Raw genomic sequence first — 21,892 nt, 5'->3', positions numbered from 1 at the left:
GAGTCGTTCGCATGACCAGTTCCGTCCCCGTCGGACCGCCCGGTGGCTCGTCCGCAGGCTCGACCGGTGGATCAGCCGGGGGCTCGCCCGCTCGCCTCGTCCGGGAGTTCCACCGCGCCTTCGGTCTGGACGCTCGGGCCACGCCGACCGAGGTGTCCCCCGAACTGGCCACGCATCGAGGTGAGTTGCTCGCAGAGGAGGCTGCCGAGGTCGCCGAGGTCGCGGTCGGGCCGCTCGACCGGCTCGCGCACGAACTGGCGGACGTGGTCTACGTGGCGTACGGCACCGCGCTGGTGCACGGGATCGACCTGGACGCGGTCCTCGCCGAGATCCACCGGTCCAACATGAGCAAGCTGGGGCCCGACGGGCAGGTGGCCCGCCGGGCCGACGGCAAGGTGCTCAAGGGCGAGCACTACCGGGCGCCGGACGTCGCGGCGGTGCTGCGCGGTCAGGGCTGGATACCCGGCGGCGCGGCCTGACCCGGGATCAGAGAGTGCCGCCCGCCAGCTTCCACTCACGGTGCAGGGCGCCCAGCGGGATGCTCCGCTCCAGGACCGGTGTGCCGAAAACCGACAGCTGCAGGCGCAGGGTGCCGGACAGGTCCACCCCGCCGTACAGGTTCCAGGCGCCCTGGGCGTCGGCGCCCGGGGTCGCGGAGGTGGCGGTGACCGTGCCGGTGGCCTCGCCGCGCAGGTAGGGCGCGAGGTCGGCGGTGACACCCACGCTGCCGTACAGGCCGACGGAGGCCTCGGCGCCGAGCGCGGTCCTGACGCTTCCCGCGGTGGTCACGGAGGTGCGCACCGGCGTGCTGGTCATGGTCGAGCTGCTGACCGGCGTCCAGCCCTGGGCCGTGCCGAAGGTGCCGCCCGCCTTGAAGTCGCCCTTCAGGTTCTGCTCCACGTCGACGGTGATCTTCCCGTCGCCGCTCACCTGGAGGTAGCAGGTCAGGTCGAGGTTGACGACGACCGGGACCGCGCCGACCTGGAGGACCGGGTCGGCGTGCAGCTTGGCGAAGGGGATGCGCAGCGGGGTGGCCGTGGCCTCCGCGCGCCCCTTGACCGACCAGCCGGAGTCCCAGTCACCGGAGACGCCGAGGTAGGCGGTGCCGGGCGCGGCGCCGCTGCCCGCGCCGCCGTAGGCGAAGTCGACCTGCGGCGCGACCTGCACGAAGCCCGACACCGCGGCCGCGGCGGACGCCGGCGCACCCTCGGCGGCGGGTATCTCGGTGCTGACGTCCAGGCGGAGGCTGCCGAGTGGAACGTGGGCGCCCTCGGGGCCGACGTGCACGTCACCCGACTTGGCCCAGGACACCTTGACGTCCGGCAGCAGCTTGTCGACGTCGAAGGCGGCCGGTTCGACGGGCACGGTGCCCTTGGCGGTGTCGTCACCGAGCAGGGCGTCGAGGGTGGCGGGCTCGGTCTGCACCTCCGTGCCCGCGTCGGTCTCGCCGAGCACCTTGGTCACCTTGGCGAGCAGTCCGTCCGGAGCGCCGGGCGCGGGAGCGCTGGCGATGACGTCACCGACGGCGGCCTGCCGGGCGGCGGTCGGCGCTGACGGCGACGGCGTCGGGGACGGCGACGGGGACGAGGAGGAGGACGAGGACGGTGACGCCGTGAGGCTGGGGGAGACGGTCGGGGCAGCCGGGCTGCCCTTGTCAGGGCGGGATATGACGGCCCGTCGGGTCCTGGAGTCGTACGAGGCGACGGTCAGCGTGGTGCGGTGGGCCGGCCGGCCCGCGGCCGCCGAGCCCGCGGCCGCGGTGGCGGTGCCGGCCGGTGCGGCGGCGACGGCGAGCGTCTGCCCGTCCGCGCCCGCGGCGGTGGTGGTGGAGTCGGCGGAGACCCGGGCGGCATCCTGGGCGTGGCCGTCGGCGGAGGTCTGGTGCTGCGCCGAGGAGCAGGCGGCGGTGAGGAGGAGGGCGGTCACGGCGAAGGCGGGCATGAGCGCACGCCCGGGCCTTGTGCGTCTGCGCAAGGTCAGTCCTGAGGGTGGGGGGCGAGGAGCACCGACGATGGTTACCGATGAGTAGAACCGGTCGGTAACTCGGTGTGGCCCTGAGCATGCCACGCCGGCGGCACAGGCTCCCCACGATCCGGCCACATCCCCACGTGACCTGAACCACGGCGAGTTCAGGCCGCCGTGGCTGTTTCCGTGGCCGTTTCCCCGGCTGTTGTGGTCGCCGTCTCCGGGCGTGTGGGCGTCAGTCCGTCCGCCGCGCGGCCGCCCGGCGCTGCCGCTTGCCGAGGGGCGCCTGGGAGAGGTCCTCCGCGCTGGACCTGAGGTTCTTGTAGCCGTAGCCGCGCTCGGTCAGCCACGCCCTGGCCGCCTCCTCGGCGCGCTCTGTCGCCTCCAGGATGTCCTCCTCTTCCTCCCCGCTGTCCTGGAAGCGGAAGGTGAAGGCCGGGCGGGCGGCGATGTCGTAGCTGAGGTGACCCTCGGGCGTGAAGGCCGCGCGCAGCACGTCGTGGTCGGCGGCCCGGGAGAGCAGCTCGGCGCGCTGGGCGGCGCTGAGGCCGTCGAAGACGCCGCGGACGGTGACGCGGAAGGTGCGGGTGGTCATGGCGCCGACCCTAGGCAGGCCGGGGCGCACCGCTCCACCGCATTTCCGGCGCCCCGCCGCGGGTGCTAGGCGCCGACCTGGCCCAGCCGCAGGTTCCAGCGCCCCGGACCGCCCGTGATCTCCGTCGCTGACAGCGGCGGGACGTCCACGCGCCAGAACGCGGTCTCGGGGGCCCCGAGCGCGTGCAGCACCATGGCCCGCACCACCTCGGGCTCCACCACGGCGATCGTCCTGCCGATGGTCAGGCCCGTCCGGTCCAGCCAGCCCCCGACCCGCGCGCACAGCTCCCGCACCGATTCGCCTCCGTGGGGCGCGGCCTGCGGGTCGGTCAGCCACTGAAGCAGCTCGGCGGGTTCGGCGGTGCCGACCTCCTCCAGTGTCCGGCCCCGCCACCGGCCCGCGTCCAGCCCGGACAGCTCGGGCTCCGCCGTGGCGTCGAGGCCCAGTGCGGCCGCCGTCTCCCGGCAGCGCACGCTCGGTGAGCGGACCTCCGCGCCCGCGGCCGGCAAGGACAGCGCCACCGCCTCGGGCTTCTCGATCGAGTCACCGTCGTCGAAGCGGGCCCGCCGCAGCGAGGGTGTCATGGCCGGGGCTACGAGGATGACTCGGCAGGTCACGGGGGAGGTTCCTCCTTGGTCGTCCCTGGGGCGCCGGTGTCGGCGGGACCCGACGCGCACGACAGTACGCCGTCCGACACCCTCACCGGGACCGGTCACGGCTGAGGGACCGGTGAGGGCACCGGCGCTCCGGGGCTGGTTGCGGCTTCGTGCGCACCGAGCGCGTCGCCGCGACCAGGTTCTCCGCGCAGGCCCGGCCTTCCGGCGGCCGTGGGCGCGGTGCGGGCGGGGCGAACCCGGCGGCCCTGCCCCCGAGCCGGACTGTGGTTCCGAGCCCGGCCTCGGCTGATTTCATGGTGTCGTCACTGGTGAGGGCGGAGGCTTCATGACGGACGGCGCGATGATCCCGCACGAACCGGCGGCGGTGACGCTCGCCCGGGTGCGACTCGGGGCGGGCGGCCCGCTGGTCGGCGTGCGAGTGGCGGAGGGCAGGGTCACTCATGTCGTCCCGGAGCGGGACGGTGCGGCGCCGACCCTGACTGCCATGGGGGAGCGCGTCCTCGATCTCGACGGGCGCGTCCTGCTGCCGGGGCTCTGGGACGCCCATGTCCACCTCGCCGAGTGGGCGAGCGCGCGGCGCCGGCTCGACCTCTCCGGAACCGCCTGCGCGCGTGAGGTGGCCGACCGGGTGCGGGCACACGGCCGTACGGCGCCGGGCGCGGGCACGGTGCTGTTCGGCTACGGCTTCCGGGACGGGCTCTGGCCCGACGCCCCCGACAAGCGGCTCCTCGACGCCGCCCTGCCGGACCGGCCGGTCGTGCTGGTCAGCGCCGATCTGCACGCCGTGTGGCTGAACTCCGCCTGCCTGGCACTCGTCGGCCGCGGCGACCACCCGTCCGGTCTGGTACGGGAGGCGGAGGCCCACGCCATCCTCGCGGCCCTGCCCGAGGTGCCGGACGAGACGATGGACGGCTGGGTCGCCGACGCCTGCCGGGCCGCCGCCGCACGCGGGGTCACCGGAGTCATCGACTTCCAGTTCGGCGACACCGTCGGCGCCTGGGAACGTCGCGCGGCACAGTCCCGGCCCGCGGTACGGGTGGCCGCCGCCGTCTACCCGGGTCACCTGGACGCCGCTCTGGCACGCGGGCTGCGCACCGGGTCCCGGATCGGTGCGGCCGAGGGCCTGGTGCGGGTCGGCCCGCTCAAGCTCTTCACCGACGGTTCGCTCAACACCCGTACCGCGCTCTGCCGCGACCCCTATCCGGGTCTTGAGGGCACGGACGCCGCGCACGGCGTCGAGCAGACGGCACCGCACGAGCTGGTGCGGCTCATGCGCCGGGCCGCCGCGCACGGCATCGAACCGGCGGTGCACGCCATCGGCGACCGGGCCAACACCATCGCCCTGGACGCCTTCGCGGCCGTGCGCTGCCGCGGCCGGATCGAGCACGCGCAGCTGCTGAGCCCCGAAGACCTCCCGCGGTTCGCGGAGTTGGGTGTCACAGCGGGGGTGCAGCCCCGGCACGCGACGGACGACCGGGATGTCGCGGACCGCTACTGGGCCGGACGCACCGGACGCGCCTTCGCGTACGCGGGCCTGCTGGCCGCCGGAGCGCGGCTGGAGTTCGGTTCGGATGCTCCCGTCTCCGCGCTCGACCCCTGGCTCGCCGTCGCGTCGGCCGTCGCCCGTACCGACGACGGCCGTCCCGCCTGGCACCCGGAACAGCGCCTGCCGGTACGGGACGCGCTGGCCGCGGCGGCCAGCGGACGCCGGCTCATCCGGGTCGGGGACCGCGCCGACCTGGTGGTCGTGGACGTGGACCCGACCGCCGCGGACCCGGACACCCTGCGCGCCATGCCGGTGCACGCCACGATGACGGCCGGCCGGTGGACACACGGACCGTACTGACCGCGCGGCCGTTCCGCCCGGCGGACGAGGGCCGCCCCGGCTCCGGGCCGGCCTTCACCCCCTGCGTGGCGCGTGTCGCGGGAGAAGCCCGAGCGGTCCGGGGAGGTGCTGCGGCCGGCGCCGGGCCGGGCCCCGTCGGGGAGCGCCTACCCTTGTCCCATGACCAGCAGCAGCGACCGGAGCCTCGCAGTGGACGTTCAGGGACCCAAGACCTACGAAGTGCGTACCTACGGGTGCCAGATGAACGTCCACGACTCCGAGCGATTGTCCGGTCTGCTGGAGGAGGCGGGCTATGTGCGCGCCCCCGAGGGCTCCGACGGCGACGCGGACGTCGTCGTCTTCAACACCTGCGCCGTGCGGGAGAACGCCGACAACCGGCTGTACGGCAACCTCGGCCGCCTCGCGCCGAAGAAGGCGGACCGGCCCGGGATGCAGATCGCGGTCGGCGGCTGCCTGGCGCAGAAGGACCGCGACACGATCGTACGGAAGGCCCCCTGGGTCGACGTCGTCTTCGGCACGCACAACATCGGCAAGCTGCCGGTCCTCCTGGAGCGCGCCCGGGTCCAGGAAGAGGCCCAGGTCGAGATCGCCGAGTCGCTGGAGGCGTTCCCCTCCACCCTGCCGACCCGCCGCGAGAGCGCCTACGCCGCCTGGGTCTCCATCTCCGTCGGCTGCAACAACACCTGCACCTTCTGCATCGTCCCCGCCCTGCGCGGCAAGGAGAAGGACCGCCGCACCGGCGACATCCTCGCCGAGATCGAGGCCCTGGTCGCCGAGGGCGTCTCCGAGATCACGCTGCTCGGGCAGAACGTCAACGCGTACGGCTCCGACATCGGCGACCGCGAGGCGTTCAGCAAGCTGCTGCGGGCCTGCGGGACCATCGAGGGCCTGGAGCGGGTCCGGTTCACCTCCCCCCACCCCCGTGACTTCACGGACGACGTGATCGCGGCCATGGCCGAGACCCCGAACGTGATGCCCCAGCTGCACATGCCGCTGCAGTCCGGCTCGGACACCGTCCTCAAGGCGATGCGCCGCTCGTACCGGCAGGAGCGTTACCTCGGGATCATCGAGAAGGTGCGGGCCGCGATCCCGCACGCCGCGATCACCACCGACATCATCGTGGGCTTCCCCGGCGAGACCGAGGAGGACTTCGAGCAGACGATGCACGTCGTGCGCGAGGCCCGCTTCACGCAGGCCTTCACCTTCCAGTACTCCAAGCGGCCCGGCACCCCCGCCGCGACCATGGAGAACCAGATCCCCAAGGAGGTCGTCCAGGCGCGCTACGAGCGCCTCGTCGCCCTCCAGGAGGAGATCTCCTGGGAGGAGAACAAGAAGCAGGTCGGCCGCACGCTCGACCTGATGGTCGCCGAGGGGGAGGGCCGCAAGGACGGCGCCACTCACCGCCTGTCCGGCCGGGCCCCCGACAACCGGCTCGTCCACTTCACCAAGCCGGACCAGGAGGTCCGGCCGGGCGACGTCGTCACCGTCGAGATCACCTACGCCGCCCCGCACCACCTCCTCGCCGAGGGCCAGGTGCTCGGCGTGCGGCGCACCCGCGCCGGCGACGCCTGGGAGAAGCGGAACGCGGCCGAGGCGGCCAAGCCGGCGGGCGTGCTGCTGGGGCTGCCGACAATCGGGGTGCCCGAGCCGCTGCCGACGGTGACCGGGGGCTGTGCGGCGCACTGAACCCGCGCGATACTCCTCACGGCGATCAGGGCCGGTCGATCAGGGCCGGTCGATCAGGGCCGGTCGAGCAGAGCCGGTCGAGCAGAGCCGGTCGAGCAGGGCCGAAAGAGCAGAAACCGGTCGAGCAGGAGCCGGTCGGTCAGGAGCCGGGGGGCTGAGCATGGCGCGCTGGGTGGTTGTCGTGCAGTTCGGGAACGCGGAGTACTACAAGGTCGAGGAGGTCACCCGCTTCGAAGCCACCCCGGAGCAGGCGCGGGCCACCCTGTACGAGGTCGCCTGCACCCACCGGCCGCGCGCGGGGCTGCGTCAGCAGCGCCGCGAGGTGTTCCGGATGGAGGGCGGGGACGCGTACTACGTCCACATCGGCGGCATGGTCTCCACGCACCGGGTGTTCTACCGGCTGGCGGAACTGGCGTGGAGCACCGATGCCGCTCCCGCGTACCGGCAGTAGGCTGCCGATCATGCTTGTCGCAGCCGCAGTCTGCCCCTGCCCGCCCGTCCTCGTCCCCGAGGTCGCCGCGGGAGCCGCGCCGGAGCTGGACACCGCGCGTGCCGCCTGCACCGACGCGCTCGGCGTCCTCGCGGCCGCCCGGCCCGACCTCCTGGTGGTGGTGGGGCCCGCCGAACAGCCGGGGTGGGGCGTCTTCCCGCAGGGCGGCCGGGGCACGTTCCGGGGTTTCGGAGCCGAGGTCGACGTACGGCTGGGCACCGGCCCGGTCAGCGGCGGGGCCGCGGCCGGTGCGGTCAGCGGCGGGGCCGCGGCCGGTGCGGGGAGTGCCGCCGGTGACGGAGCGGCGCCCGGCGACGGAGACGCAGCCGGTGAACGGGAGCTGCCGCCCTCGCTCGCCGTCGGCGCCTGGCTGCTGGAGCGCACCGGCTGGGCCGACGCCCCCGTGGAGGGACTCGGTGTCGGCGAGCCCTTGGAGACCGAGCAGTGCGTCCGGACCGGCCGGGAGATCGCCGGCCGAGCCGCGCGGGTGGCGCTGCTGGTGATGGGCGACGCCAGCGCCTGCCGCACCCTCAAGGCGCCGGGCTACCTCGACGACCGGGCGGCCCCGTTCGACGCCGAGGTCGCCCGGGCGCTCGGCGCGGCCGACGTCGCCGCGCTCAAGGCCCTCGACCCCGACCTGGCGTACCGGCTCAAGGCCGCCGGCCGCGCTCCCTGGCAGGTCCTGGCGGGCGCTGCCGAGGACGCGGACCTCGCCGGTGCCCTTCTCTACGACGACGCCCCCTACGGCGTCTGCTACCTGGTCGCGACCTGGTCCTGAGCACCCGCCGCCCCGCACGCCGGTCCCCGAACGCGTGCCGACACGGCGGACGGCCGGGAGTCGGGTGACTCTCGGCCGTCCGCCGATCTTCTCCGGGGGCCGCCCGGCTCAGGAAGCCGGCGGCGGCTCCTGCGGCCGGGTCGGGACAGTGGGGCCGGGTGCCGTGCCTCCCATGGCGTCCGGGTGCACGAACCGGTCCATGGCGCCCTTGGCTCTGCCCGTCCCCGTCTGGATCTTGTCGCTGTACTTGCCCTTGGTCTTCTCGTCGACGACCCGCGCGGCCTTGTCGATGCCGTGCTGGAGCTTGTCGACCTTGTCCTCGTGCTGCTGCGCGAAGTGCGAGGCCTTGTCCTTGGCCGGGGCGAGCTTGGCCTTCAAATTCTCCAAAAGACCCATGGTCACCTTCCCTGTGGCTTCCCTCGCGGGGCGTTATGTGCGGGCGCCCTCGCCGGCCTCGTTGTCGGCGGCCTCCTTGGCGGACTGCTGCTTGGGGATCTCGGTGCACTCCGCGGCGACCGTGACGCGCTCCGTCTCCGGGTCCGTGCCCTTCCCCGCGTCCGCGCTTCGGCCGGCGTCCTCGCCCGAGCCCTTCGCCGCCGCCTCGGCCGCCTCCTCCGTGGCGTTCTCCGGTCCGGGCCCGTCCGGCTCGGCACCGGCCGACGCCTCGACCTTCGGTTCCTGGGACGCCGCCGGCTCGTCCGAGATCTTCGGCTTCTTCCCGAGGAAACGTGCAAAAACGCCCATATCCACTCCATATGTTACTCGTGCGAGCGAAATCCCGCGTGACCCCGGTGCGTCCGATTGCGTCGGAGCGGTGGTCGCCTCCCGGCGGCGGCGGGAACCTCGCAACGGGCAACGAAGCCGGACACGCTCCGTCACGTAACTCGTTCGAGACCCGCCTCCGAGGTTTGCGAGACTGGTGCGGTGAGCAGCGCACCCTCCGCCCCCCGTGTCATCGCCGTCGTCGGCCCCACCGCGGCCGGGAAGTCCGACCTCGGCGTCTTCCTGGCCCAACGGCTCGGCGGGGAGGTCGTCAACGCCGACTCCATGCAGCTGTACCGGGGGATGGACATCGGCACCGCCAAGCTGACGCCCGAGGAACGCGCCGGTGTCCCGCACCACCTGCTCGACATCTGGGACGTGACCGTCACCGCCTCCGTCGCCGAGTACCAGCGGCTGGCCCGCGCCCGCATCGACGCCCTGCTCGCCGCCGGCCGCTGGCCGATCCTGGTCGGTGGCAGCGGCCTGTACGTCCGCGGCGCCGTCGACAACCTGGAGTTTCCCGGCACCGACCCCGAGGTCCGGGCCCGGCTGGAGGACGAACTCGCCCTGCGCGGCTCCGGCGCCCTGCACGCCCGGCTGTCCGCCGCCGACCCCGAGGCCGGCCGCGCGATCCTGCCCAGCAACGGCCGCCGTATCGTCCGCGCGCTGGAGGTGATCGAGATCACCGGGCGCCCCTTCACCGCCAACCTGCCCGGTCACGACTCGGTCTACGACACCGTCCAGATCGGCGTCGACGTGGCCCGGCCCGAGCTCGACGAGCGCATCGCGCGGCGCGTCGACCGGATGTGGGAGGCCGGTCTCGTGGCCGAGGTGCGCGCACTGGAGGCGCACGGGCTGCGCGAGGGCCGCACGGCGTCGCGCGCCCTCGGCTACCAGCAGGTCCTGGCGGCGCTCGCGGGCGAGTGCACGGAAGCGGAAGCGCGGGCCGAGACCGTCCGTGCCACCAAGCGCTTCGCGCGCCGCCAGGATTCGTGGTTCAGGCGCGATCCCCGGGTGCACTGGTTGAGTGGGGCCGCGGCGGACCGGGAGGAACTTCCGCGGCTGGCCCTGGCGTTGCTCGAACGACCGGTCACAGCCTGATCACGTCATGGCATCGGGATGCGCCACCGGCCATCCGGGGCTCCGACGCCGTGCCATCATCGAGCTTCGATCGCAAGTGGAGTCCTAGGTTGGGAGGGCGCGTGGCGATGGAGGCCGGCCCTCGCGACACCGCACAAGACACCGAGCATGTCGCCATCGGGCACCAGGACGGGGAAGAGGCCGAGGACCGGCTGAGCTCCGACGGACCGGACGACACGGTGGGCGGCGGCGTGACCGCCGACGGCCCCGAGCCGGAGGAGATGTTCACGAGCGGCCCCGAGGTCGAGGTGGAGCTCCGCCCGCAGCGCCGCCTGCGCCTGTGGCACCTGGCGCCCATCGTCGGCCTGGCCGCGGTCGGCTCCCTGATGTTCGCCTTCCCGCTGGCCTTCGACTTCGGCGACAGCGGCGCGGTGATCGCCATGCTGGGCCTGCTGATCTGCTGCTGCGCGGCGGGCTGGGGAATGATGGCGGCCCGCAAGGTCGGTTACACGTGGCCTGGCCTCCCGGCACGGGGCTCGGGCCACAGGGCCGACTGGCGCGTGGTGATCGGTTACGTGGTCCTGGTGGCGATCGTGGCCGTCCTGGCGGTCTGGCGCGTGGCGCGCCTGCGCTGAAGCGCCGCCGACCGGAGCACCCCGTAAGGGGCACTGGGCCGGCCTCCCGGCCGAAGGCTGGGGGAGAAACCGTGCGACCAGCCGCGACGCGCCCGCGGTGACCCACTGCGGGGCACTGCCACCGAAGACCGCTCCCGTACGATCGAGGGATGAGCACGCGCACGCCCATCCCCTTCCTCAAGGGCCACGGTACCGAGAACGACTTCGTGATCGTCCCGGACCCCGACAACGCCCTTGACCTCACCCCGGCCGCCGTGGCCGCCCTCTGCGACCGCCGCGCCGGCATCGGCGCCGACGGCGTGCTGCACGTCGTACGGTCCGCCGCGCACCCCGAGGCCAAGGGGATGGCCGCCGACGCCGAGTGGTTCATGGACTACCGCAACGGCGACGGCTCGATCGCCGAGATGTGCGGCAACGGCGTCCGCGTCTTCGCCCGCTACCTCCAGCACGCCGGGCACACCACGGAGGGGGACCTCGCCATCGCCACCCGCGGCGGCGTCAAGGCCGTGCACATCGCCAAGGAGGGAGACGTCACCGTCGGCATGGGCCGCGCCCGTCTCCCCGAGGGCGACGTGACCGTGAGCGTCGGCGACCGCAGCTGGCCCGCGCGGAACGTGAACATGGGCAACCCGCACGCCGTCGCCTTCGTCGAGGACCTCACCGACGCGGGTGACCTCCTTGCCCCGCCCCCCTTCAGCCCGCCGTCGGCCTACCCCGAAGGGGTCAATGTCGAGTTCGTCGTCGACCGCGGCCCCCGCCACGTGGCGATGCGGGTGCATGAGCGCGGCTCCGGCGAGACCCGCTCCTGCGGCACCGGTGCCTGCGCGGTCGCCGTGGCCACCGCACGCCGGGACGGCGCCGACCCCTCGGCCACCGGCACCCCGGTGACGTACACCGTGGACGTGCCCGGCGGACGGCTCGTCATCACCGAGCGGCCCGACGGCGAGATCGAGATGACCGGGCCCGCGGTGATCGTCGCGGAGGGCGAGATCGATGCCGAGTGGCTGGAAAACGCCGTGCGTTGAGCCGATCGCACGGCGGAAACCAAGCTCCGGACGGTCATTCAACATCCAGATCCACGGCCGGTGTTGCCCTCGCCGACACGAAACGTCGGCCACTCCCCGAACAGGTGGCGCAAAATCGTAAACCTCGAAATCGTCGCTCGATGGGGTGATCCGTTTCACGCTCGGCGGGAGCCGGTCAATCGGGGGTGATGGGCTCGGTAGCATCAAGCACCGGCACGGACGGGGGAACGTCGCCAATCCCTGAGCCGCGTATGCCCTGGGGCCCCGTCCGCCGGTCCACGAGCCGGAGGTGCCCATGAGTGCGGAGGCCACGAACCCTGCGACGCCCGGTCCAGCAGCGCCCGCGGCGGCGGTCCGCAGGAAGGCCCGCCCCCGGATCGACCTGCGTCGGCTCGGCCGGGCCGCGCTGCTCGGCAACGCCGCCCGCGGCAGACTCCCCGATGCCATCGGCCATGTGGTGGAGGCGCACCGCGCCCACTACCCCGACGCCGACCTCGAACCCCTGCGCCGTGCCTACCTGCTGGCCGAGTCCTCGCACCGCGGCCAGATGCGCAAGAGCGGCGAGCCGTACATCACCCACCCCCTCGCGGTCACGCTGATCCTCGCCGAACTCGGCGCCGAGACCACGACCCTGACGGCGTCTCTGCTCCACGACACCGTCGAGGACACCGATGTGACGCTGGACCAGGTGCGGGAACAGTTCGGCGAGGAGGTCCGTTATCTGGTCGACGGGGTGACGAAACTCGAGAAGGTGGACTACGGGGCCGCCGCCGAGCCCGAGACGTTCCGCAAGATGCTCGTCGCCACCGGCAGCGACGTCCGGGTGATGTCGATCAAGCTCGCCGACCGCCTGCACAACATGCGCACCCTCGGCGTGATGCGTCGCGAGAAACAGGAACGCATCGCCAAGGTCACCCGCGACGTCCTCATCCCGCTCGCCGAGCGGCTCGGCGTGCAGGCGCTGAAGACCGAGCTGGAGGACCTGGTCTTCGCCATCCTGCACCCCGAGGAGTACGAGCACACCCGGGAGCTGATCGCCGAGAACGCGGCCCGCCCCGGCGACCCGCTCGCCGAGATCGCCGACGAGGTGCGCGGCGTGCTGCGCGAGGCCGACATCCCGGCCGAGGTCCTGATCCGGCCCCGCCACTTCGTCTCCGTCCACCGCGTCAGCCGCAAGCGCGGCGAGCTGCGCGGGGCCGACTTCGGCCGGATCCTCGTCCTGGTCAACGAGGACGCGGACTGTTACGCCGTCCTCGGCGAACTGCACACCTGTATGACCCCGGTGGTCTCGGAGTTCAAGGACTTCATCGCGGTACCGAAGTTCAACCTGTACCAGTCGCTCCACACGGCGGTCGCCCGTGCCGACGGACAGGTCGCCGAAGTCCTCATCCGCACCCACCAGATGCACAAGACCGCCGAGGCCGGCGTGGTCGCCCTCGGCAACCCCTACGCCCCGGGCGCCGACGCTCCGGCGGCGGAGGCCGCCGACTCCCCGGCCGACGGCGAGCGCGCCGACCCCACCCGTCCCGGCTGGCTCTCCCGTCTCCTCGACTGGCAGAAGGCCGCCCCGGACACCGACACCTTCTGGTCCACCCTGCGCGAGGACCTCGCCCAGGACCGGGAGATCACCGTCTTCCGTCCCGACGGCGGCACTCTCGGCCTCCCCGAGGGCGCCACCTGCGTGGACGCCGCCTACGCCCAGTACGGCGAGGACGCCCACGCCTGCATCGGCGCCCGCGTCAACGGCCGCCTCGCGACCCTCAGCACGGTCCTGGTCGACGGCGACACCGTCCAGCTCCTGATGGGCCAGGACCCGGCCTCCGAGCCCTCCCGGGAATGGCTGGAGCACGCCCACACCCCGGCGGCGCGGATCGCCATCCAGCGCTGGCTCGCCGCCCACCCGGACAGCGCCGAGGAGCAGCCTGCCCCCGCCCCCAGCCGGCCCGTACCCGAACTCCCCGTCTCCGCCACCGCCGCGGACGCCGCCCCCCGGACCGCCAACGCCCAGGTGGTGGACCGCCCGGAGGCGACCGTGCGGCTCGCCGGCTGCTGCACCCCCGTCCCGCCCGACGAGGTCACCGGCTTCGCGGTGCGCGGGGGAGTGGTCACCGTGCATCGCGTGGAGTGCGCCGCGGTGCTGCACATGAAGGGCACCGGGCGCCCCGAAGTGGCCGTGAGCTGGGGCGACAGCACGGCTTGCCGGGTCACCCTGGTCGCCGAATCGTTCGGCCGCCCGCACCTGCTCGCCGACCTCACCGAGGCGATGGCCCAGGAGGGCGCCGAGATCGTCTCGGCGACCGTGGAACCCCCCAGCCAGCAGCGCGTCCGGCACACGTACACCGTCGAGCTGTCCGACGCGGCTCACCTGCCGGCCCTGATGCGGGCGATGCGCAATGTGCCCGGCGTGTACGACGTCGGCCGAGCACAACACCAGTGAACTCACTCGTTCGAGTGGATCATTTCGGTGTTGTCGCTCTGCGGGTGAGGCGCGCTGGTAGCGGTGGTTCATGCCGCTCACCCTCCGCACCCGCCCGCTGACGGGACGCATCGGCCCGCTCCCGCGAACCACCGCCCCTGCCACGCGTGATACCGGCCTGCTCCGGCGCCGCCGGGCCGCCGCCCTCCTCGCCTGCGCCGTCTCGGTCGCCCTCCTGGGCGCGAGCGCCCCGCCGGTCCCGCTCGGCCTCGGCGACCGGCTCTTCCCGTACCTCGGCAACCCGGGGTACGACGTGGCGTCGTACGACCTCTCCTTCACCTATCCCGGCAGCAACGACAAGCCGCTCCAGGCCGTCACCACCATTGACGCCTGGACCACCACCGAGCTGGACCGGCTCAACCTGGACTTCGCGCACGGCAAGGTCGAGTCCGTCGAGGTGGACGGCCGGCCCGCCGCCTTCCAGAGCGCCGGTGAGGACCTGGTCGTCACGCCCGGCCGGCCGCTGCGGCGGGGCGACTGGACCCGGATCACCGTCAGGCACACCAGCGACCCGGTCTCCGCCAAGGGCCAGGACGGCGGCTGGGTGCGCACCACCGACGGCCTCGCCATGGCCAACCAGGCGGACGCCGCCCACCTGGTCTTCCCCTGCAACGACCACCCGTCGGACAAGGCGATGTTCACCTTCCACGTGACCGCCCCGAACGACTACACCGTCGTCGCCAACGGCCTGCCCACCGAGACGGCCCGGACCGGCCGCACGACCACCTGGACCTACCGCACCCAGCACCCCATGGCCACCGAGCTGGCCCAGGTCTCCATCGGCCGCTCCGCCGTACTGCACCGCGCCGGACCGCACGGACTGCCCGTCCGGGACGTCGTGCCGAGTGCCGACGCCAAGAAGCTCGAACCCTGGCTGGCCAAGACCCCGGACCAGATCGCCTGGCTGGAGAGCAAGGTCGGGCCCTTCCCCTTCGAGACGTACGGCGTGCTCATGGCACAGGCGTCCACGGGCTTCGAGCTGGAGACGCAGACCCTCTCCCTCTTCGAGAAGAGCCTGTTCACCGAGCCCGCCTACCCCAAGTGGTACATCGAGTCGATCATGGTGCACGAACTGTCCCACCAGTGGTTCGGGGACAGCGTCAGCCCGCGCGTCTGGTCCGACGTCTGGCTGAACGAGGGCCATGCCACCTGGTACGAGGAGCTGTACGCGGAGGAGAAGGGCCACCAGCCCATGATCAACCGCATGAAGGCCGCCTACGGAGCCTCCGACCGCTGGCGCGCCGCCGGCGGGCCGCCCGCCCTGCCCAAGCCCCCCGAGCCCGGCCAGAAGATCGGCATCTTCCGCCCGAACATCTATGACGGCGCCGCCCTCGCCCTCTACGCCCTGCGCCAGACGATCGGCAAGCCCGCCTTCGAGCGCCTGGAGCGGGTCTGGGTGCAGCGCCACAAGGACGGCACGGCGACCACCGCCGACTTCGTCCAGCTGGCCTCCGCGATCGCCGGCCGCGACCTCACCGGCTTCTTCCACGCCTGGCTGTACGGCGCGAAGACCCCGCCGATGCCCGGCCACCCGGACTGGAAGCAGGTCCCGGCCCCGAAGAAGCCGACCCGCACGTGACGGCGGGACGGCCCCCCGAATAACACGGTGCCGAGGCGGGGCGTACCGTGCGACCATCGTCGGGCCGGCACGGTACGGGTCGCGGGGAATCTCCCGGGGTACTCGTACGTTAGGAAAGCGAAGGCCGGCATCGGCACCCCCATCGACGTAAGGACCCAATGACCTCCTCTTCTTCCCCTTCCCAGGACACCAGGCGCCTCGCGCAGGACTACCCCGACGGTCTTCGGGCCGATGCCCTGATGGAAGAGGACGTCGCCTGGAGCCACGAGATCGACGGAGAGCGGGACGGCGACCAGTTCGACCGCTCCGAGCGCGCGGCTCTGCGCCGCGTGGCAGGCCTCTCCACCGAGCTCGAGGACGTCACCGAGGTCGAGTACCGACAGCTCCGCCTGGAGCGGGTCGTGCTGGTCGGGGTCTGGACCTCGGGCACCGCGCAGGACGCGGACAACTCCCTCGCGGAGCTGGCCGCTCTCGCCGAGACAGCGGGCGCACTCGTCCTCGACGGCGTCATCCAGCGCCGCGACAAGCCCGACCCGGCCACCTACATCGGCTCCGGCAAGGCCCTGGAGCTGCGCGACATCGTCCTCGAAACCGGCGCCGACACGGTCATCTGCGACGGTGAGCTGAGCCCCGGCCAGCTGATCCAGCTGGAGGACGTGGTCAAGGTCAAGGTCATCGACCGGACCGCCCTGATCCTGGACATTTTCGCCCAGCACGCCAAGTCCCGCGAGGGCAAGGCGCAGGTCTCGCTCGCCCAGATGCAGTACATGCTGCCGAGGCTGCGAGGCTGGGGTCAGTCGCTGTCCCGGCAGATGGGCGGCGGCAAGGGCGGTGGCCTCGCCACCCGTGGTCCCGGTGAGACCAAGATCGAGACGGACCGGCGGCGGATCCGCGAGAAGATGGCGAAGATGCGCCGGGAGATCGCGGAGATGAAGACCGGCCGCGAGATCAAGCGTCAGGAGCGCCGCCGCAACAAGGTGCCGTCCGTCGCCATCGCGGGCTACACCAACGCCGGCAAGTCCTCCCTGCTCAACCGGCTCACGGGCGCCGGTGTCCTGGTCGAGAACGCCCTGTTCGCGACCCTGGACCCGACCGTCCGCCGCGCGGAGACCCCGAGCGGCCGCCTGTACACCCTGGCGGACACCGTCGGCTTCGTCCGGCACCTGCCCCACCACCTGGTCGAGGCGTTCCGCTCCACCATGGAGGAGGTCGGCGACTCCGACCTGATCCTGCACGTGGTGGACGGCTCGCACCCGGCCCCGGAGGAGCAGCTGGCCGCCGTGCGGGAGGTGATCAGGGAGGTCGGCGCCACCGACGTCCCCGAGATCGTCGTGATCAACAAGGCCGACGCGGCGGACCCGCTGGTCCTCCAGCGACTGCTTCGCAACGAGAAGCGCTCCCTCGCCGTCTCGGCCCGCACCGGCCTGGGCATCGAGGAACTCCTCGCCCTGATCGACAACGAGCTGCCCCGCCCGTCGGTGGAGATCGAGGCCCTGGTCCCGTACACCCACGGCAAGCTGGTGGCCCGCGCGCACAACGAGGGCGAGGTCCTCTCGGAGGAACACACCGCCGACGGCACCCTCCTCAAGGTCCGGGTCCACGAGGAGCTGGCGGCGGAACTCGCCCCGTATGTTCCGGCACCGGCCGCGTGACAGTTCGCAGGCGAACGGGCCGCTCCCTTTTCAGGGGGCGGCCCGTTCGCTTTCCCGGGGGCGCGGGGAACCGCGCGATCAGCCCCGACGGCGAGTCGGTCGCCGACGCACCAGGTGCATCACGGCGCGAGGGCGAAACCCGCCTTCCTCACTGATCGGCGAACTCCTTGCTGACCCCCTCGTAGACCCCCTTGGCCACGTCCCCGAACCGCGGCCCCGCCAGCCACCCCGAACCCACCGGCCCGATCGACGTGTTGGACACCAGCGTGGGCTTGCCGTCGGCGCCGGTCTCCACCCAGCCGCCCCCGGACGCCCCGCCGGTCATCGTGCACCCGATCCGGTACATCGTCGGCGCCGCCGCGTCCACCGACAGCCGCCCCGGCCTGTCCGCGCACCGGTACAGCAGCGACCCGTCGTACGGCTTCGCCGCCGGATACCCCGTGGCGGTGATGCGCGAGACCTTCGGCACCGCAGGCGCGTCGAAGTTCACCGGCAGCGCCGAACCGACCGTCTCCTCCAGCGACTTGCCGTCACTGCCCTGTTCAGGCGTCACATGGATCACTGCGTAGTCGTACGACGCCCCGTGGCCGCCGGTCTCCCCGCCCTGGTCGATCCACTGCTGCGAGGTCTGCGCCCCGTCCCCCCACCAGACGCCGTACGGCGCGATCTGTGAACGAGTGGCCGCCGCCAGCGCCGAACCGGTCAGCCCCTGGTCGTTGTACGACGGCACGAACGCGATGTTGCGGTACCAGCCGCCGTTCCTGCCGGCGTGCACACAGTGCCCCGCCGTCCACACCAGGTTGGACTTGCCCGGGTGCGCCGGATCCTCGACGACCGTCGCCGAGCAGACCATCGTGCCCTGGGGGGAGTCGAAGAAGACCTTCCCGGCCGTGGCCGCGCTCGCGTGGTACGACGGCCGCACCGCCTGGGCCCGGACCGGCACCGGCGTCGGGTCCGTGACCCCCTGGTCACCTGAGATGTCGTTGCTGTCGACGCCCTTGCCCCTGTCGGGGTCGTTGGCGTCCCGCATCCGGTTCGGGTCCCACAGGCCCTTGATGATGGGATTGATGAAGTCGTCGGCCTCGCGCAGCCAGTCGTCCTTGTTCCAGTTCTTCCAGGCGCCGTGCTTCCACTTGTCGACGTCGATCCCGTGCTCTTTGAGCTTGTTCTTGATGTCGTCAGGGATCCTGATCTTGCCGTCACCAGTATTGGCCGTGGCGGACGCGGACGCCGGGCCGCCCGCGTCGTCGTCGCCGGAGCCGCCGCAGGCGGTGGCGGTCAGCGCCAGCGCCGAGACGAGGGCGACGGCCGCCAGCGCACGCGGCGCGCCCCCTCCACCTCGAAGGGCGAACGACGGCCGGTTGGGTCGCATGATGGTGACACCCCCTGTTGCAAAGGAACTTCAGCGCCACACACTATGCGCTCGCTGTGTGCCGCTCCCCATGGAAGGGCAACGGTTTCGCTACGGCCCTCACCAGCGAGGCAACCGCAGTTCATAGGTGGGATCGATGCGTCGCAGGTAACCGGTGTCGTCGCGAGTGCGTACACCCGACTCCAGATACAGCCGGTGCAGCCGGTCGAGCGCCTCATGGTCGAGTTCGACGCCGAGCCCGGGGCCGGTGGGGACGTGGACCACCCCGTCGGCCAGCTCCAGCGCACCGGGCAGGATGACGTCGTCGGCGCTGTTCCACGGGTAGTGCGTGTCGCAGGAATGGTCCAGGTTCGGAATCGTCGCGGCGACCTGGGTCATGGCGGCCAGGCTGATGCCCAGATGCGAGTTGGAGTGCATGGACAGGGCCAGGCCGAAGGCCTCGCCGACGCCCGCGAGTTCCCGGGTGCGACGCAGCCCGCCCCAGTAGTGGTGGTCGGTGAGCAGCACCTGTATCGCGTTCCGCTCGACCGCCGGCCGGAGGTGCTCCCAGGCGATCACGCACATGTTGGTGGCGAGGAGGAGCGGTGACTCCTTCGCCACGGCCGCCATGCCTTCGATGCCCGCGGTGGGATCCTCCAGGTATTCGAGGACGCCGTCGAGCTCCCTCGCCACGTACGTCGACGTCTCCACCGTCCAGGCCGTGTTCGGGTCCAGCCGCAGCGGCTGCCCGGGGAACGCCTCCGCGAGCGCCCGCACCGCCGCGATCTCCTCGTCGGGCGGGAACACACCCCCCTTCAGCTTGAACGACCGGAAACCGAACCGCCGTTGCATCAGCGGTGCCTGTTCGACGATCCCGGCCGGGTCCAGCGCCGCGCCCCAGCCGTCACCGATCGCGGGGCGGCCGTCGAGAGCGGGATGCTCCGCCCATTTGTAGAAGAGGTAGGCCGCGAACGGCACCGCGTCCCGGACCCGGCCGCCGAGCAGGTCGCTGACCGGGCGCCCGAGCAGCCTGCCCTGGGCGTCGAGACAGGCCACCTCCACCGCACTCGTGGTCCACCCGCGTTCGTGCGAAGCGGGCACGGTGGGGCGCAGAGCCGCGTCGATCGCCTCGATGACGGCCGTCACGTCGAAGACGTCCATGCCCACCACCAGCCGCGCCGCCGCTTCGAGCCGCTTCAGCCGGGCCGTGCCGCCGGGGGTTTCACCGAGGCCCACTGTGCCGTCCTCCAGCACGAGTTGGAGCACGATCCGCAGGGCGAGCGGCTCGTGGACGCCGCTGGAGTTGAGCAGCGGTGGGTCAGGGAAGGCGATCGGGGTGACGATCAGCTCACGGATCCTCGTGCGCATGGGGAGCCTGCCTCCGGTCCGCGGTCGGTCTCACCGCTGTTCAGATCAGGGAATTCTCGTCACACGGCCAGCTCGACTCACCAAGGTATGAATCGCCCCAACTCCACGTCAAGGCATGGTCGACCGCTCGGTCGAGGGCGGACGAGGGGGAGTCCCTGTCCGGTGGAGTGAACGACCGTCGAGTCAGCAAAGGCAAGCTCGCGGCAAGGATCTTGAGACGACCCGTAACCCGTCGGCCGGTCCGGGGTTGGTAGCGGTGGGGGTCCCGCTGCCTGTGCCCGGTGCCCACCGATCAACTCGCCTCTGGACAGCGGGGAGGACAGCGAGCCGTGGCCGTGACGGAGTCGGTGACCGGGGGGACGTTCGGGGGAGCGCGCGCGGCGCACGAGGGGATCCTCGGGCGCCAGTCGGCGCGTGAGTCCCGGGCGCGTACCTACGCGCGCGCCCTGCCCATCGTGCCGGTGCGGGCCCGCGGCATGACCATCGAGGGCGCCGACGGACGCCGCTACCTGGACTGTCTCTCCGGCGCCGGCACCCTCGCCCTCGGACACAACCATCCCGTCGTGCTGGAAGCGATCCGCAAAGTCCTCGACTCCGGCGCCCCGCTCGCCGTCCTCGACCTGGCGACACCCGTCAAGGACGCCTTCGTCACCGAACTGTTCCGCACCCTGCCGCCCGGCCTCGCCGACCGCGCCCGCGTCCAGTTCTGCGGGCCCGCCGGCACGGACGCCGTCGAGGCCGCCTTCACACTCGTCCGGGCCGCCACCGGCCGCACCGGCATCCTCGCCTTCACCGGCGCCTACCACGGCATGACCAGCGGCGCCCTGGCCGCCTCCGGCGGGGCTGGCGACGTCCGTGTCGCCCGGCTGCCCTACCCCCAGGACTACCGCTGCCCGTTCGGCGTCGGTGGCCCCCGGGGCGCCGAACTCGCGGCCCGCTGGACCGAGACCGTCCTCGACGATCCCAAGTCGGGCGTCCCCCTTCCGGCCGGCATGATCCTCGAACCCGTCCAGGGCGAGGGCGGGGTGATCCCCGCGCCGGACGACTGGCTCCGCCGGATGCGCCGACTCACCGCCGACCGGTCCATCCCTCTGATCGCCGACGAGATCCAGACCGGCGTGGGCAGGACCGGTGCCTTCTGGGCCGTCGAGCACAGCGGCGTCACCCCCGACGTCATGGTGCTGTCCAAGGCCATCGGCGGCAGCCTCCCCCTCGCCGTCGTCGTCTACCGTGACGACCTCGACCTCTGGGAACCCGGCGCCCACGCCGGCACCTTCCGCGGCAACCAGCTCGCCATGGCCGCCGGCACCGCCACCCTCGCCCACGTCCGCGAGAACGCGCTCGCCGAACGAGCCGCCGCCCTCGGCACCCGCATGCTGTCCCAACTGCGCCGACTCCAGGACGACTTCGCGTGCGTGGGTGACGTGCGGGGCCGTGGCCTGATGATCGGGGTGGAGTTGGTGGACCCCGAGGGGGAGGAGCCCATAGAGGCGGCGGCGGAGGCGCGTGCTGGGGAGGCGAAGGAGCGGAAGGGGTGGCAGGAGCCGAAGAGGTGGCGGGAGCCGGAGGGGTGGCGGGAGCCGGAGGGGTGGCGGGAGCCGGAGGGGTGGCGGGAGCCGGAGGAGGCCGCCGAGGAGGGACATGGAGCGGCAGCCGGTGATGCGGTGCGGGCGCGGGGCCGTGCGGTGAACGGGCGGGACGGTGAGACCCGACCCGGGCCGCGTCCCGCCGCCCCCGAACTGGCCGCGGCCGTCCAGCGCGCCTGCCTGGAGCGGGGTCTGATCGTCGAACTCGGCGGTCGCCACGCCGGTGTCGTCCGACTGTTGCCGCCGCTGACCATCACCGACGAACAGGCGGCCGCGGTACTGGACCGTCTCGCCGACGCCGTGGCGGCCGTGGCTCGTGACCCGGCCGCCCATGGCGCTCGGCCCCGGAGCCCGGAAGACCGCCCGGAGCCGGCCGACTGACCGGTGCACCGGACAGGCCC

19 protein-coding genes are annotated in these 21,892 nt (G+C 72.7%); 12 read left to right on the top strand and 7 right to left on the bottom strand.

The genetic code is table 11. The annotated features are described in order from the left end of the window. Positions 1-11: 11 nt before the first annotated feature. Positions 12-479, top strand: a complete 468-nt coding sequence (locus tag AB0M11_RS20035) for a hypothetical protein (protein ID WP_365707204.1) — start codon at positions 12-14, stop codon at positions 477-479. A 7-nt stretch (positions 480-486) separates the two neighbouring features. On the opposite strand, the gene AB0M11_RS20030 is transcribed toward AB0M11_RS20035, so the two are convergent. From AB0M11_RS20030 to AB0M11_RS20020, 3 genes are all read right to left on the bottom strand, one after another. Next, on the bottom strand, positions 487-1,941 hold the full coding sequence (locus tag AB0M11_RS20030) for a hypothetical protein (RefSeq protein ID WP_365707202.1): 1,455 nt from the start codon (positions 1,939-1,941) through the stop codon (positions 487-489). Between the two features lie 259 nt (positions 1,942-2,200). Beyond that, positions 2,201-2,560, bottom strand: a complete 360-nt coding sequence (locus AB0M11_RS20025) for a DUF6204 family protein (RefSeq protein ID WP_365707200.1) — start codon at positions 2,558-2,560, stop codon at positions 2,201-2,203. A gap of 65 nt (positions 2,561-2,625) precedes the next feature. Next, complete coding sequence (locus AB0M11_RS20020) at positions 2,626-3,177, bottom strand: histidine phosphatase family protein (protein WP_365707198.1); 552 nt, start codon at positions 3,175-3,177, stop codon at positions 2,626-2,628. A 325-nt stretch (positions 3,178-3,502) separates the two neighbouring features. Here AB0M11_RS20020 and AB0M11_RS20015 point away from each other — a divergent pair, with 325 nt between their 5' ends. The 4 genes from AB0M11_RS20015 (at position 3,503) to AB0M11_RS20000 (ending at position 7,977) form a co-directional block, all read left to right on the top strand. Then, on the top strand, positions 3,503-5,023 hold the full coding sequence (locus tag AB0M11_RS20015; RefSeq protein ID WP_365707196.1) for an amidohydrolase family protein: 1,521 nt from the start codon (positions 3,503-3,505) through the stop codon (positions 5,021-5,023). A 159-nt stretch (positions 5,024-5,182) separates the two neighbouring features. Next, positions 5,183-6,709 carry a tRNA (N6-isopentenyl adenosine(37)-C2)-methylthiotransferase MiaB gene (miaB, locus tag AB0M11_RS20010; RefSeq protein WP_365707194.1) on the top strand — a complete coding sequence of 509 codons (1,527 nt, stop codon included), beginning with the start codon at positions 5,183-5,185 and terminating at the stop codon, positions 6,707-6,709. 160 nt (positions 6,710-6,869) lie between these two features. Further along, positions 6,870-7,160 carry a hypothetical protein gene (locus AB0M11_RS20005; RefSeq protein ID WP_365707192.1) on the top strand — a complete coding sequence of 97 codons (291 nt, stop codon included), beginning with the start codon at positions 6,870-6,872 and terminating at the stop codon, positions 7,158-7,160. A gap of 10 nt (positions 7,161-7,170) precedes the next feature. Next, on the top strand, positions 7,171-7,977 hold the full coding sequence (locus tag AB0M11_RS20000; RefSeq protein ID WP_365707190.1) for a class III extradiol dioxygenase subunit B-like domain-containing protein: 807 nt from the start codon (positions 7,171-7,173) through the stop codon (positions 7,975-7,977). Between the two features lie 108 nt (positions 7,978-8,085). Here the strand turns inward: AB0M11_RS20000 and AB0M11_RS19995 are convergent, their stop codons facing one another. Next, positions 8,086-8,373, bottom strand: coding sequence for an antitoxin (locus AB0M11_RS19995; protein WP_365707188.1), 288 nt, complete (start codon positions 8,371-8,373; stop codon positions 8,086-8,088). A gap of 33 nt (positions 8,374-8,406) precedes the next feature. After that, positions 8,407-8,721 carry a hypothetical protein gene (locus AB0M11_RS19990; RefSeq protein ID WP_365707186.1) on the bottom strand — a complete coding sequence of 105 codons (315 nt, stop codon included), beginning with the start codon at positions 8,719-8,721 and terminating at the stop codon, positions 8,407-8,409. 180 nt (positions 8,722-8,901) lie between these two features. On the opposite strand from AB0M11_RS19990, the gene miaA reads away from it, so the two are divergent. The 6 genes from miaA (at position 8,902) to hflX (ending at position 17,186) form a co-directional block, all read left to right on the top strand. Continuing rightward, positions 8,902-9,840, top strand: a complete 939-nt coding sequence (miaA, locus tag AB0M11_RS19985; RefSeq protein WP_365707184.1) for a tRNA (adenosine(37)-N6)-dimethylallyltransferase MiaA — start codon at positions 8,902-8,904, stop codon at positions 9,838-9,840. A gap of 107 nt (positions 9,841-9,947) precedes the next feature. After that, entirely contained in the window at positions 9,948-10,454 is a 507-nt protein-coding gene (locus AB0M11_RS19980) for a hypothetical protein (protein ID WP_365707268.1), read from the top strand. 149 nt (positions 10,455-10,603) lie between these two features. Beyond that, positions 10,604-11,479, top strand: a complete 876-nt coding sequence (dapF, locus tag AB0M11_RS19975) for a diaminopimelate epimerase (protein WP_365707182.1) — start codon at positions 10,604-10,606, stop codon at positions 11,477-11,479. A gap of 295 nt (positions 11,480-11,774) precedes the next feature. Beyond that, a complete protein-coding gene (locus tag AB0M11_RS19970; protein ID WP_365707180.1) occupies positions 11,775-13,916 on the top strand; it encodes an HD domain-containing protein in 2,142 nt (713 codons plus the stop codon). Between the two features lie 70 nt (positions 13,917-13,986). Then, complete coding sequence (locus tag AB0M11_RS19965; protein ID WP_365707178.1) at positions 13,987-15,534, top strand: M1 family metallopeptidase; 1,548 nt, start codon at positions 13,987-13,989, stop codon at positions 15,532-15,534. Positions 15,535-15,692: 158 nt separating this feature from the next. Then, on the top strand, positions 15,693-17,186 hold the full coding sequence (hflX, locus tag AB0M11_RS19960) for a GTPase HflX (RefSeq protein ID WP_365707176.1): 1,494 nt from the start codon (positions 15,693-15,695) through the stop codon (positions 17,184-17,186). 148 nt (positions 17,187-17,334) lie between these two features. On the opposite strand, the gene AB0M11_RS19955 is transcribed toward hflX, so the two are convergent. Together AB0M11_RS19955 and AB0M11_RS19950 are read right to left on the bottom strand one after the other, a co-directional pair. Further along, positions 17,335-18,558: a hypothetical protein gene (locus tag AB0M11_RS19955; protein WP_365707174.1), complete on the bottom strand. Its 1,224-nt coding sequence runs from the start codon at positions 18,556-18,558 to the stop codon at positions 17,335-17,337. Between the two features lie 99 nt (positions 18,559-18,657). Then, entirely contained in the window at positions 18,658-19,905 is a 1,248-nt protein-coding gene (locus AB0M11_RS19950; protein WP_365707172.1) for an enolase C-terminal domain-like protein, read from the bottom strand. Between the two features lie 329 nt (positions 19,906-20,234). Here AB0M11_RS19950 and AB0M11_RS19945 point away from each other — a divergent pair, with 329 nt between their 5' ends. After that, positions 20,235-21,872, top strand: coding sequence for a diaminobutyrate--2-oxoglutarate transaminase family protein (locus AB0M11_RS19945; RefSeq protein WP_365707170.1), 1,638 nt, complete (start codon positions 20,235-20,237; stop codon positions 21,870-21,872). The last annotated feature ends 20 nt before the right edge of the window (positions 21,873-21,892 follow it).

Origin of the sequence: Streptomyces sp. NPDC051987 (assembly GCF_040680735.1) — a bacterium.
In the GTDB taxonomy this organism is placed as follows: Bacteria; Actinomycetota; Actinomycetes; order Streptomycetales; family Streptomycetaceae; genus Streptomyces.
The sequence above is the reverse complement of the archived record's forward strand: the minus strand, read 5'-3'. Positions and strand labels throughout refer to the sequence as shown.